14 protein-coding genes and 1 pseudogene are annotated in these 12,444 nt (G+C 66.5%); 6 read left to right on the top strand and 9 right to left on the bottom strand.

Features of this window, described 5'->3' with window-relative positions:
* The first annotated feature begins 418 nt into the window (after window positions 1-418).
* Both AB0F51_RS19075 and AB0F51_RS19070 read left to right on the top strand, forming a co-directional pair.
* Window positions 419-1,939, top strand: a complete 1,521-nt coding sequence (locus AB0F51_RS19075) for a M1 family metallopeptidase (protein WP_360281540.1) — start codon at window positions 419-421, stop codon at window positions 1,937-1,939.
* Window positions 1,940-1,963: 24 nt separating this feature from the next.
* On the top strand, window positions 1,964-3,460 hold the full coding sequence (locus AB0F51_RS19070; protein WP_360281538.1) for an alpha/beta fold hydrolase: 1,497 nt from the start codon (window positions 1,964-1,966) through the stop codon (window positions 3,458-3,460).
* Window positions 3,461-3,629: 169 nt separating this feature from the next.
* Here the strand turns inward: AB0F51_RS19070 and AB0F51_RS19065 are convergent, their stop codons facing one another.
* From AB0F51_RS19065 to AB0F51_RS19055, 3 genes are all read right to left on the bottom strand, one after another.
* A complete protein-coding gene (locus AB0F51_RS19065) occupies window positions 3,630-3,938 on the bottom strand; it encodes a hypothetical protein (protein ID WP_360281536.1) in 309 nt (102 codons plus the stop codon).
* Window positions 3,939-4,102: 164 nt separating this feature from the next.
* A complete protein-coding gene (locus tag AB0F51_RS19060) occupies window positions 4,103-4,714 on the bottom strand; it encodes a hypothetical protein (RefSeq protein ID WP_360281534.1) in 612 nt (203 codons plus the stop codon).
* A gap of 200 nt (window positions 4,715-4,914) precedes the next feature.
* Window positions 4,915-5,448 carry a MauE/DoxX family redox-associated membrane protein gene (locus tag AB0F51_RS19055; protein WP_360281532.1) on the bottom strand — a complete coding sequence of 178 codons (534 nt, stop codon included), beginning with the start codon at window positions 5,446-5,448 and terminating at the stop codon, window positions 4,915-4,917.
* A 61-nt stretch (window positions 5,449-5,509) separates the two neighbouring features.
* Between AB0F51_RS19055 and AB0F51_RS19050 the strand changes: the two are divergent.
* Window positions 5,510-5,857 (top strand): annotated as a pseudogene (locus tag AB0F51_RS19050) (S26 family signal peptidase); the annotation flags it as partial.
* On the opposite strand, the gene AB0F51_RS19045 reads toward AB0F51_RS19050, so the two are convergent.
* The 3 genes from AB0F51_RS19045 to AB0F51_RS19035 form a co-directional block, all read right to left on the bottom strand.
* On the bottom strand, window positions 5,828-7,615 hold the full coding sequence (locus tag AB0F51_RS19045; protein WP_360281530.1) for an ABC transporter ATP-binding protein: 1,788 nt from the start codon (window positions 7,613-7,615) through the stop codon (window positions 5,828-5,830). The pseudogene AB0F51_RS19050 and the gene AB0F51_RS19045 overlap by 30 nt on opposite strands.
* 128 nt (window positions 7,616-7,743) lie before the next feature.
* The gene (locus AB0F51_RS19040) at window positions 7,744-8,271 is read right to left on the bottom strand and encodes a hypothetical protein (RefSeq protein WP_360281528.1); all 528 of its coding nucleotides are present in this window, start codon (window positions 8,269-8,271) and stop codon (window positions 7,744-7,746) included.
* A gap of 30 nt (window positions 8,272-8,301) precedes the next feature.
* Window positions 8,302-8,508, bottom strand: coding sequence for a hypothetical protein (locus AB0F51_RS19035; RefSeq protein ID WP_360281526.1), 207 nt, complete (start codon window positions 8,506-8,508; stop codon window positions 8,302-8,304).
* Between the two features lie 217 nt (window positions 8,509-8,725).
* Here AB0F51_RS19035 and AB0F51_RS19030 point away from each other — a divergent pair, with 217 nt between their 5' ends.
* Together AB0F51_RS19030 and AB0F51_RS19025 are read left to right on the top strand one after the other, a co-directional pair.
* Entirely contained in the window at window positions 8,726-9,034 is a 309-nt protein-coding gene (locus tag AB0F51_RS19030; protein ID WP_360281524.1) for a hypothetical protein, read from the top strand.
* 96 nt (window positions 9,035-9,130) lie between these two features.
* Window positions 9,131-9,406 carry a DUF167 domain-containing protein gene (locus AB0F51_RS19025; protein WP_360281522.1) on the top strand — a complete coding sequence of 92 codons (276 nt, stop codon included), beginning with the start codon at window positions 9,131-9,133 and terminating at the stop codon, window positions 9,404-9,406.
* Here the strand turns inward: AB0F51_RS19025 and AB0F51_RS19020 are convergent.
* The 3 genes from AB0F51_RS19020 to AB0F51_RS19010 are packed head-to-tail and all read right to left on the bottom strand — an operon-like array spanning window position 9,399 to window position 11,364.
* Window positions 9,399-9,560, bottom strand: a complete 162-nt coding sequence (locus AB0F51_RS19020) for a hypothetical protein (protein WP_360281520.1) — start codon at window positions 9,558-9,560, stop codon at window positions 9,399-9,401. The two genes, AB0F51_RS19025 and AB0F51_RS19020, sit on opposite strands and share 8 nt — an antisense overlap.
* 35 nt (window positions 9,561-9,595) lie before the next feature.
* Window positions 9,596-10,303 carry a hypothetical protein gene (locus tag AB0F51_RS19015; RefSeq protein ID WP_360281518.1) on the bottom strand — a complete coding sequence of 236 codons (708 nt, stop codon included), beginning with the start codon at window positions 10,301-10,303 and terminating at the stop codon, window positions 9,596-9,598.
* Window positions 10,300-11,364, bottom strand: coding sequence for an NAD-dependent epimerase/dehydratase family protein (locus AB0F51_RS19010; RefSeq protein ID WP_360281516.1), 1,065 nt, complete (start codon window positions 11,362-11,364; stop codon window positions 10,300-10,302). The genes AB0F51_RS19015 and AB0F51_RS19010 overlap by 4 nt, the downstream gene beginning before the upstream one ends.
* Before the next feature lie 342 nt (window positions 11,365-11,706).
* On the opposite strand from AB0F51_RS19010, the gene AB0F51_RS19005 reads away from it, so the two are divergent.
* Window positions 11,707-12,444, top strand: coding sequence for a hypothetical protein (locus AB0F51_RS19005; protein ID WP_360281514.1), 738 nt, complete (start codon window positions 11,707-11,709; stop codon window positions 12,442-12,444).

Here is a 12,444-nt window from a genome sequence, read left to right as displayed (position 1 = left end):
CCACCGACGATCTGACCAACCACCATCGCGACACCGGCCATCGCGCCGTACAGGCTGACCGCGCGGTTGCGGCGGTCGCCGGAGGTGGTGGCGGGTCACCAGCCGAGCGCGCCGCAGTCATCTACCCGTCCACGGCACCTGCCGGTCAGGACGGGGTCAGCAGGTTTCTGGTCTCCGTCGCCGCTACATGTCGCGGTTCGCCATGGGCCTTCTCCTTCTGCTTCGGGTTGCGTTTCCAAGCTGTCGACTCTGTTCGGTCGGCGAAGGAATCGGTCCGACAGGTTGTTGACAGCCGGCCCGGTGGCTCCTTCGAAGCTGGTCGAATTGCCTGCCGCGTCAGACGTCGATCCATAGACTCCCGGAAGAATCCGCGGCGTCGGGCTCAGCTCGATCGCCCCGTCCCCTGGAGATCTTCTTGATGAAGCTGAGTCGCAAGCTGGGCGCCGGCGCCCTTGCCGTGACGATCGCTGCGGTGCTCACCGGAATGGCATCGGGGCAATCATCACCGGGGTCCCCCGGCCTGGGCGACCCGTACTACCCGTTCGCTGGAAATGGCGGCTACGACGTCGCCGACTATGGCATCGATCTCAGTTATCAGCCCGCCACCGATGAGCTGGCCGGCCGGACGAGAATCACCGCCAAGGCGTCCCAGGACCTGTCCCAGTTCAACCTGGACTTCGCGCTGAAGGTCAGCTCGGTGACGGTCAACGGCACGCCGGCCGGTTTCGGCAAGGACCCCAACGACAACAGCGAGCTGATCGTCACCCCCTCCACACCGGTCGACAAGGACCAGACCTTCGTCGTCGAGGTCTCGTACGCCGACGTACCGTCGACCGTGCCCGTCGACGGCCTCTACCTCTGGAGCTGGAAGTCGACCCGTACGGTCTCCACGAACCAGCCCCGCTCGGCGGAGTGGTGGTACCCGGCCAACGACCACCCGTCGGACAAGGCGAGGTACAAGATCTCGATCGAGGTACCCGACGGCAACGCCGCGATCTCGAACGGCGTCCTGCGCAGCCGGACCCAGGATCGGCCCGGCTGGACCCGTTGGCACTGGGACGCCTCGGCGAATCCGATGGCGAGCTATCTGCCGTTCTTGGTCATGGGAAAACTCGAGATCGAGCAGGGCACGTACCACGGCCTCCCGTCGGTCCGTGCCTATGACACCGCGCTGAAGGAGTCCGGTGTGCTGGACAAGGCCAAGGAGAACCTGCGCCGTAGCGACGAGATCACCGACTTCTTCACCACTCGCTTCGGTCCGTACCCGTTCGAGGCGACCGGCGGTGTCGCGGTCAGCGAGCTCAACCTCGCCCTGGAGAACCAGACTCGGTCGGTGTACGGCGACTTCCTGTGGAAGGATCCGGCGCAAGAGCCGACCTGGCTCGTCGCCCACGAGCAGGCCCATCAGTGGTTCGGTGACTCGGTGTCGATTGCCAACTGGCAGCACATGTGGCTGAGTGAAGGCTTCGCCACGTACGCCGAGTGGCTGTGGTCGGAGCAGCGCGGTGCCGCCACGGCCGATCAGCTCGCCGAAGCCTCGTACCGCGACTTCGTCACGGTCCACAAGGGCGACTGGGCAACAGTCGTGTCGAATCCGAAGCGGATCTTCAACATCGCGGTGTACCAGCGTGGCGCGATGGCGCTCCACGCGTTGCGCAAGGCAACCGGCGACGTCGCCTTCTTCACGATCCTCGAGAGCTACGCCCAGAAGTACAAGAACAAGAACGCCACCACGGCGGACTTCGTCGCCCACGCCGAATGGGTGAGCCAACAGCAACTCGACCACGTCTTCGACACCTGGATCCACTCCGCCGTCAAACCACCGACCAGCCCCAATGGCGCCGATGCACCGTTGATCACCGAAGGGGTCGAGCGCCAACTGGCCCAGATGAATGCCACTCATCACCGGCTCATCGACGCGGGCCACGGCCAGCACTGATCACCGCTAGGACAAGGACAACCGATGAAGCTCCGTCTCGCCACGGCAGTCACCGCACTGCTCGGAGGACTCCTCACCCTGCCCGCGACCGCGGCCAGTGCGGCACCACCACCAGGTGGCCTCCCCGGAATCACGGTCCCCACCGTCCGCTGGGCCGACTGTGGGGACGGTTGGGACTGCACCCAACTGCAGGTCCCGCTGGACTACCGCAACCCTTCCGCTGGGACGTTCCCGCTGGCCGTCACGCGGAAGAAGGCGACCACGGCCAACCGGATCGGGGCCTTGGTCGTGAACCCGGGCGGCCCGGGCGGTTCCGCGATCGAGTTCGCGCACTCGCTCGCCACCGACTCCCCGCTCAACGAACGGTTCGATCTGGCCGCCTTCGATCCTCGGGGAGTTGGGCAGAGCGGGTCGCTGAGTTGCTGGACTGCGCGCGAGTACAGCGATCACTACGCACAGGCATACGGCCGCGCGGGTACCGACGAGTTCTTCCCGGCCGCCGCGTCCGGTAAGGCGTTCGTCGACGCGTGCAACGCGAAGTACGCAAAGCTCCTGCCCTATCTCGGGACTGAGTTCACCGCGCGGGACATGGATCTGGTCCGGGCGGCCCTGGGTGAGGAGAAGATCACCTACTACGGCCAGTCGTTCGGCACCTTCATCGGCACGGTCTACGCGAACCTGTTCCCGCAACGGCTCCGGCTGGCCGCGTTGGACGGAGGGTACGACCCCGACGCGTACACCCACCGGCCGTACGAGGCCGACCGCCGGCAGTACCTGGCGGCGGACGCGGCGATGAAGCGCTTCTTCCGGTGGTGTGACGCCACTCCCACCGAGTGTCCCTTCGGCAACGGCAACGCCGAGGGCGCATTTGTCGAGCTGCAGCAGAGGCTGGACAACGACCCGGTCCGGACCGCGGACGGCCGCGAGATCGTGAACGGCGCGATGGTAGCCCTGCGGTTCAACCTCAACCTCGGCGTCGGCAAATGGCTCTGGCCCGAACTCGGGAATCGCCTGCGGGACCTGACGACCAAGACCGGTGTCTACGCCACCGAGATGTACCAGGAACGTACCGACTACCTGACCCAGAACACCGTCGTCGAGTGCGCCGATCGCGGGTTCACCCGGAACCTTCGCATCCTGCAGGCCAGGCTCTACGAGCACGCCACCGCGGCCCCGATCCTCGGACCCGCCACCGCGTACGCGCCGCCGAACTACGACCACGGCCACGCAACGGCCTGCGAGCAATGGACCGACGCTCAGAAATCCCGCTACACCGGCCCCTGGAACGCCTCCGGGAGCCCCGACATCCTGGTCGTCGGCGTCGTTGGTGACCCCGACACCCCCTACCAGGACTCGGTCACCCTGTCCGATGTCCTCGACAACGGCCACCTCCTCACCACTGAAGGCGAAGGCCACACCGGCTGGTACAACAGCGCTTGTGCCCAGTCTGCCACCATCGACTACCTGACCAACGGCACTCTGCCCGCCCCCGGCACAACCTGCCCCAACGACACACCCTGACCGCCTGCGAGCGGCCGCCTTACACCTGCCGGCGGCCGCTACGCTCGAATCAGGGGCGAACGCGTGCTGTTCGCCGGCCGGGTCAAGCGTGGACCGGAGCGGTCGTCGTCGGACAGAGTTCGGCTGGACGACCTGGCCGTTTTGGTCAGGTCGTCCAGCCCGGGTCGAATCAGACGCAGTACCAGGTCACCCAGGAGATCGCGCCGTTGGCGTAGAACGCGGCGTCGAACGCGGTCTGGTGCGGGTCGTCCCGCACGGCGCTGACCGCCCAGGTTCCGTAGGTGCCGTTGTTACTCGTGCCCCTCATCTGGAAGCCCGGGAACCAGTAGCTGGGGTTTGCGCAGAAGACGGATCGCTCCGGATACGCCCGGGGCGCGTTCCAGTCGCCGTTGCCGGCTGATGCCGGCGAGACGGACACGACCGTCCCTGCCGCCAGCACGGTGACGGCGGCAGCGGTGCGATATAGGTTTCGCTTCATGAAATTCCTTTCGATCAATGAACAGACGCATTACCAATTGCATCCGGCCTGGCGAATCACGGCAACCATTTTGAGGAGGATAGAATTGTCAGCTTCCTCTTGGACATGCTGCCGGAAGAATTCACCGACGGCTGGACCGATCGGCCGATGAACACCCCAACGGCTTAGCAGGGACGGATCACGTCGGCCGCGTCATTCGGGTAGACCAGCGGGTTCTGGTGCGGCGCCGGTGCCATCAACAGTTGGATGAGGCCGTACTCCGGGTGGCTTTCGTCGCGGTACTGGAAGATCCAGGCCTGGGTGCCATAGGTCTGGTTGTTGTCCCACGAGGTCATCTGATTCCGTTTGCCCCAGTCACCGAGGTCGCGTTGCGTGCAGGCGTAGAAGCCCAGCACCCAGGGCTGAACGTCCGGCCCGTTGTTGTAGTCGCTGTCGCCGAACAGGCAAACCAACCTGTAGGCGCAGTTTGCCATCGCCGCCATGTCGTCACCCGGCATCGGCAGGGTCAGTTCGACGCCTTGCTTGTCCCAGACGATCTTGTTCGGCGCCACTTGGCGGCCATCGGGCTGCCGCGCAAGTTGCCAGGCGATCTCCTCCTGTATGGCGGCCATCCGCCGACGTCCGTCTGCGGAGTTGGTCTCTCCGCTCTGCGCCGTCACCGAAGACGTCGGCCCAGGCGGTGGGGCCGCGTGGGTGAGGCCGGGCCCTGCGATACCGAGCGCGGCAACACCCACCGCGACAGCCGCCACCGCCCGTCGAAACATATTTGTGCTCATTCGTACTCCTTCTGGTCAGCTGAAGCGCGCGTTCTGGCCCCAGCCAAGACGATGTGTCAACGGTCGCACTGTGAAAACGTGCTGCCCATTCTTTTCGTCTCCATCGAAACGACGGCGGGACGCGCTCCGCACACATCCGGGACAATGGGCGCCAATATGAGGAAAAACACTCCCCTGGATGACCTGGTACTGCGTCTGATTCAAGCCGGGCTGGAAGACCTGACCAAAACGGCCAGGTCTTCCAATCGCACAACTACAAGGGCCAGCAGACCTCCCAGCGGTGCCGCGACCAGGAGAGATTGCGAGTCTGCGGTCGCGATCCCCGGCCCGGCCAAGGCCACCCCACCCGCCATCAGCAAGAGACCGGCGTTGCGGCCTACGTGCAGCCACCCCAGTACGGCGTCCTCGCTGCCGAAACAACGGCAGCGCGCACCGTCCGCTCTCAGCACAGCTCGGACGACGCTGACCGTCAGGACGGACATGAGCGCAGTGGCCGCCCACAGGCCGACAGCCCCACCACCGGCCACCAACGACCAGATGAGCAGGCAGACCACCGCAGCTTCGGCGCCGGTCACGATCAGCGCGACCGGCCCTGCCAGACGGCGCGGAACACCGAAAGCCGGGACCGAGCGAACGAAGGCCGCGAAGGCATTGCGCGACCGGACCTTGCCGACGACAGAGGCCGTGAAGACGACTGTCAGCGTGACTGCCACAAGCATATGTACCAGCTTCATCGAAAACTCCTCTTAGGATCCTGTCGTGCCCACTACTTCCCACATCGGCGCCGGTGCGGCGATGGCACTCACGGCTGCTGTGTTGTTCGGAGTTCGCCGGCGCTTCGTCCTGGTCACGGTCGACGGCGACAGCATGGCTCCCACGTATCGCTCCGGCGAGCGAGTCTTGGTGTTACGAGGACGGCGCGAGCGGCTGACCGCCGGAGACGTCGTGGTGGTAGAGCGTCCCGGCCGCGGGTACAGCTGGGGGGCCAAGCCGCTGACTACGTCCGTCGATGACCGCCGCTGGTTCCTCAAGCGTGTCGCGGCGGTCGCGGGTGACCGCATACCTGCGGAGGTGCGAGAGGCCGTGCCCGGGTACGCCGTTGTGCCCGCGGGCTCAGTGGTGGTCATCGGCGACAACCCGCGCAGTTTCGACTCCCGGAGAATCGGCTTCTTCCCCGTCGACCGTGTCCTCGGCGTGGTTGTCCGTCCCCGGCGTGGCCTGATATCCCTTGGCCTGTAAGGCGAACAGCCGTGCGTACGGCCCTGCTCCGCGAATCAGCTCCTGATGAGTCCCCTGTTGCCGGACCCGCCCGTTCTCGAGCACAACGATGAGATCGGCGTCCCGGATCCCGCTCAGCCGGTGCGAGATCAGTACGCTGGTCCTGCTCCGCCGGTGTGCCCGCAACTGCTGATGGATTTCCGCTTCCGCTTCGGCATCGAGGCCAGAGCTGGGTTCGTCGAGAATCAGCAGTCGCCGGTCTGACCGCATGAGTGCTCTCGCCAGGCCGACTCGCTGCCATTGACCGCCGGACAGTAGCGCCCCAACTTCTCCCTCGTCGCCGAAGAACGACCTGCTCAGCAGCGTGCGGTAACCCTTCGGCAGGTTCTCCAGCACCGAATGAACGCCGGCCAACTCGGCCACCGCCCGGATCCGCGGTGCATCGCCGATCGCCTGCAGGTCTCCGACCCCGATGTTCTCGGCAGCAGTCAGTTCGTATCGGACGAACTCCTGGAACAACACGCCGAGACGCGAGCGCAACTCGTGCAGCGGGATGTCCCGTAGATCCACGCCGTCCCAGAGGATGGCGCCCCTGTCCGGATCGTAGAAGCGGCAGAGCAGCTTGACCAGCGTGCTTTTGCCGGCGCCGTTCAGCCCGACCAATCCCACGGCACACCCTGCTGGAATCACGAGGTCGACGCCGCGCAGAACCCAGGGCTGCTCCTCCGCGTACCGGAACCAGACCTGACGGAACACGATTCCCGGCGGTCCCGTCGGTTGGCGCAGTGGCTCGGTGGGCTCGACCAGATCAGGTTCCATCGCCAGGACCGTGCGGTAATGGGAAAACATCAGCAAGCATCTGTGCAGCCCTGCGATCCCTTGAACCAGGGCGATCGACGCTGCCTGCGCACCTGTCACCGCCGCGGTGAACGCGGTGACGTCCCCGATAGATATCCGCCCCCGGGCGGCTTGCCCAGCTGACCAGACAAGGCCGCCACCTGCAATCAGGGCGCCGGCCAGAGTCAGCGATGACTGCACCGCTACGACGCGGCGGCCGTGGCGGCGCTCCGAGTCCTGCAGGCGGGCCACCTCGGTCATCATTCGGCCTTTGAGGAACGAGCCCAGGCCGAGCAGCCGGATTTCACTGGCGGCTCCCGCGCTCTTCATCAGAGAGCCGTACAGGGCTCGCAAGCGCGCGCTCGGGGCGAAGCGTACGGTCAATGCGTCGCGCTGCCGGCTCAGCGCCAACTCCACCAGCAATGCCGGCACTGCCGCGGCGATCACCAGACCGGCCATCAGTCGGCTGATCGACGCCAGAGCGAGCATCAGACTGCCGAGCGTCAGCAGACTCCGGGCCAGTGAGAAGGACACTTGTACGGCGGCGGCGACCGAGCCGACCGCTCCCTCCTCGGCCAGCCGCAACCGGTCCAGCATCCCGGGATTCTCGAACCGGGCCAGACCGCCGAACCCGTTGATCGCGCTGTACAGCCGATCCGTGGTCACATACAGCACCCGGCGGTCGAGCTCTGTGTCCCAGTAGTTGACCAGATGGGTCAGACCGACGGCCAGGGCACTCACAGTTGCCAGCCCGACCGCCGGCATCACCCATTGGGTACCGGAGGCGCCCGAAGCGATCTCGTCAACCAGCAGCTTCGTCAGCCACGCGACCGAAACCGGAACCAAGCCACCAACGAGAGCACAGACCAACAGACCTGAGCAGACCACCGGGGCGGCCCGCCATCCGACCGCCAGGACAGGCCCTATGTCGCGAAGTCGCGCTCCGATCGACTCCGCCCCGCCGGCAGATTGCGTCATACCCGCTGTGTACGCAGCATCGCCACCACCGGCGCCGCGCTGGTGACCTGGCCACCAACCACGCTCACAAATGCGGGGAAACCCACGACGCCATAAGCCTCTGCGACGGTCTGCGCCTGGTCGCCCTCGATGACGACGCCCAGATCACTCAGCCCGTTCACCAGGTCCGGGTCACCGCCGCGCGGTCCGTCGACGACCACCAACGCCTCGTGACCGCCGAACCGGCCCTCTTCCAGCGCTTGTCTGAACGGGCCGGCCTGGTCATGGCACGCGGCACAACCCACCGAAAAGAACCCGATCAGCAATGCGTCGTTGGTGTCGTGACCGAGCTGCCGACCGTCGGTGGCGACGATCTGGAAAGGCTCCGGCTTCCGGCCGACCAGCACGTCCAGGTGCGATCCGCCGCGCGCTTCCAGCCGAGCCAACCGCTGGTCGTGCTCACGCAGCCGCCGCAACACGGCGAACGTGAGCAGCAGATTGACCGCGACCCCCGCCAGCCCCACCCCGATCAGTCCCGCGGTCATCTGTGCTCCTCTCGTCTGATCTGGTGCCGGTCAAACAGCGCAGTTGCCGCCGTACTCCCACGGGTTCTTGTAGGTGACCGCACAGTCCTCGCGCAACCACCAATCGGCACAGCGGTTGCGGTTCAGGTAGCACTCACACACCCGGTTCCAGCCCGGACAGTTCCAGGCCTCTGCCTTCGTCGTCGGGACCACAGCAGCAAGCAAGCGATCACCAAGTTCAACAATCAAACGGCGCATCAGGATCTCCTTCGGATTCGGGAAATCTCAACGTACGACGGCCGCTCGGCAGACCGCCCACCTTTCAACGGGAATCGAAGTGCCGGCCTGGATCGCCCGCGATGGGAGCAAACGCTTCGAGGGTCGTTGAACTGGTGGCAACGGAGGAGCTTCGTGGTGTCAGCTCGACTCATCTCTGACCTCCCCTCGTTCGTCGAGCTTGCCCTGAGGAGAATCCATGCGTCGCACCATCGCCGCCACCCTCGCGGTCACCGCCGCCGGAATCGGTCTGACCGTCGCCGCCACCGCGCCGGCCTCTGCCGACCCCAACGTCCCCTGCTGGTCGGCGTCGACCTACATCTCGAGCGGTAACTACTACAACCTCACCTACAAGAACTGCGGAACCAGCACCGCAACTGTCGTCGCCTACGACGAGAGCTACGGTCAGTGGGATGGATGCCGCGCCGTCGCACCTGGACAGTGGATTTCGTGGTCCCGACTGCCCGCCCCGGCATGGCACAACGACTGGGTCGCACGCGCCTGCTGACTCGGCAACATTCGCCAGGCCGCCATCCGCACTCCTTGCCTTGAGCCCCTTTCAGGACTACGACAGTAAGCGCTGGAGTTAGGCGAGAATGTGGGCATGAGAGTTCTGGTTCGGGTCAGGCCGGGGGCGTCTCGGACCGCGGTTGGCGGGCGGTACGACGGGCCTGGCGGGCCGGCGCTGGTGGTTGCGGTGGCGGCCCGTGCGGTGGAGGGGCAGGCAACGAAGGCTGTCCTGCAGGCGGTCGCGGCCGCGTTCGGCGTACGGAACTCGGCCGTGACGCTGGTGCGTGGCGCGACTAGCCGCGACAAACTGGTCGATGTCCAGGGAGACGAGGGCGACCTTCGGCCAAGGCTCGAAAAGCTGCTCAGTTGACGTTTCCGTGGCCGACCGGTGCCGCGGAGGTGGCGGGCCGGGTTGCGCCCTGCCCGATGAGGTGCTCGGCGCCCTCCAGCCGCGGCGCCGTCTGACGTGCCCGCGCGCCGGATCGAACACCGAACCGGATCCGGGCCGCGAACCGAGCACCCACACCACCGGCTCCCTCCGCCGCCAGCAAGCCGCCGGCTAGTTGTTCGGCGGTTGGGCGCGGCGGCCTTGGCGGCTGCTGGTGTAGGCGAGTTCGCGGACGGTGCGCAGCCAGGCTGGTGCGGGGACAGCGCCGGGTGGGTGGTTCAGGACTGGATCGAGGACTGGACTGGCGCTCGTGAGGAGGTCGCGCAGTACAAGTCGGCCGATCTGTTGCCAGGCGGCTGACTCGCCGCTGAGGTGAACGGCGAAACTGACCGGCGCTGAGTGCTCGAGGTCGGGTAGCGATGCGTGGCCGACGGGCGGTCCGGTCGGTGTCAGCATCAGCCACCACCAGCGGCCCGCAATCTCGTACGGGGCAAGCGTTCCGTAGCGGGCGCCGCCCCAGTCGGTGGCTGGAAGAGGTACCCAGCGTGTCCAACGCCCGGTACCGGCACTGGAGAACAGGACGTCACAAGGATCAGGCGAGCTCGGCAGGTGGAATCGTAGAGCTACGCCGAGGATGTCGGGCCGGCGGCCTGGAGTGCCGGCGCCCTTGGAGAGGTTCACCGTGGCCAGGTACTGCCCGGAGGGAATCAACGGCGTCTGCTGTTCGACGCACAGCCGGGCGGAAAAGCTCACCCTGCGCGGGTGCACCGCGGGTGCCTGCCGCAGCGTCGCCAAGGCTGCGAACGCCACCGAGATCCCATGGGCCGGCAGGTCGGTCAGGTGTCTGAGCGCCCAGCCTGCAGTGGTGGCAGGGTTCATGGTTGTCGGCGGTGGCTGACCGGGCCGTGGCTGACAAGCTGGGAGAGCTCGCTGAGCACGGTGCGGTGCCGCAACGCCGCGGTGGGTCCCGCAACGGCTTCCGTCATTCCCTCGACGGTCTCGCGCAGGACCTCTAGCGCAGAGGCCTTCGGCGTCCAGCCGAGCTCGTGCTTGGCCCGGGAGCTGTCGAGCGCCGGGGCAGCGGCTCCCAAGTCGAGCCAGCCCGGTGCAACCTGCTGCAGCCGAGCCTGCCAGCTTGCCGCCAGCAGCGCCCGCAGTACTCGGCCAGGGGTTGGAATCCATCGGGCGCCGAGAGTTTCGGCAATGTCGGCCGCCGAGATTGGTGTTGCCGCGGCCAGGTTGTACGCGCCAGTGGCCTGCTGCTCCAGGATCCGCACGATCGCGTCGGCGACGTCGTCGGCGTGCACCATCGGAATCGTCAAACCCGCCGGCATCGGAAGGACCGGTACTGCGGCGATGGCTTTCGCTGGTAGCAAGATGGGCAAGGCGTACCGGAGCAGCGCGCTACCGGCAGAGCGTTGGCCGATGATTCCGGGGCGTACGCGAGCCACGGCTGTACCTGCCGACGTCTTCTCGAAGGAGTCGAGCTGTCGTTCGGCTGCCACTTTGTGACGGCTGTACGCCGAGGTAGGCACTCCGTTGACCGGCCACGACTCGTCCACGGGTTCCGCGTCGCGTTTGGGCGAGTAGGCGGCCACTGACGACATGTGCACCACGTGTCCGACGTCCGCGGCAGCACTAGCTGCCAGAACACGCTGAGTACCGCCGACGCCGACGGCTTCGAGATACCCGACCTGGTGGGATGGCTGGAATCCCCAGGCCAGATGCACCACCGCGTCCGCGCCGTGCAACGCGTGCCGTAACTGGTGCCCGCAGCCGGGATCGGACAGGTCGATGGAGACCCACTGGGGCCCGTCGATCGCGGCGTAGTCAGGGACCCGTCGCGCGATGGCGACGATGTCGTGCTGTCCGGCGGCTTGCAGCCGGCTGACCAGCGCGGTACCCACATTGCCGCTGGCACCGGTGACGACGATTCGCATGCTGCTCCAGGTGTTTTCAGGTCGAAGTGGACACCTGCCGCAGCCGGCTCCTTCTCTAGGCTGTCGGTACCCGGGCTGATCACCAGAAAACGACGATTGCATAAGTTCGGGATCGTCGACCTGAGTACTGCTCCGCAGGTTTGTTTCGTCCGGGGTACAGGCCGCTCGAATCTTCGGTGGTATCGAGAAGTGCCACTTTCGACCCACTCTCTGTTGCGAGGCTGAAAAACACCGCCTCTTGCCCCAGGCGCATCAACCTGCGAGCTGTCGGCCGCCCAGCGCGCGGCGGGTCAGGCGTGTGCCTCGTGACGTCCATTCGCTACTCCTGAAGGGAGTCGTTGCATGACGAACCACCAAGCCAACGTCGCCGGTCCGCCGGCCGAAGGCGTTGCCGGAACAGCTCGGGACGAAGCAGGACAGCTGAAGGACACCTCGGTCGATGCCGCACGGCAGGTCGCGGAATCGGTCAAGGAGAAGGCCTCCGACGTGACGACGGATGCGCGCGAGCAGACTCGGCGGCTGGTCGGGCAGACGCGCGATGAGTTGGTCGGACAGGCCAGCCAGCAGAAGGACCGTGCCACCGAGAGGCTGCGGGCCATCGGCGACGAACTGCGCGGGATGGCCGAGCACGGTCAGTCCGGACTCGGCGCCCAGTTGGCCACCCATGGTGCCGACTTCTCGAGCCAGGCCGCGGACTTTCTGCAGAAGCATGAGCCTGGCGAGTTGCTGGACGAGGTTCGCAGCTATGCGCGTCGCAAGCCAGGAACGTTCCTGCTCGCGGCCGCGGTCGCGGGTGTGGTTGCCGGTCGGTTGACGCGTGCTCTGACCTCAGGCGGCACGGAATCGTCAAGTACGGCAGGCAGTTCGCCCTCTTCGGATGGTCTCGGTACGCCGGGCCGCGTGGTCAGCGATGCGCCCGCCGACGACTATCTGGTCCCGCCGCCGGCGATCAGCCCGTCGCCGCTGGGCACCCCGCCGATCGGTGAAACCACCCCGCCGCCGATGCCGACACCGGTGGCGCCGAATCCGGATCCGGGTGCGCCCGTGACGCCTCGGTTCGGTCCCGGACAGGCGCAGTGA

The organism is Kribbella sp. NPDC023855 (assembly GCF_040639475.1).
In the GTDB taxonomy this organism is placed as follows: domain Bacteria; phylum Actinomycetota; class Actinomycetes; order Propionibacteriales; family Kribbellaceae; genus Kribbella.
The sequence above is the reverse complement of the archived record's forward strand: the minus strand, read 5'-3'. Positions and strand labels throughout refer to the sequence as shown.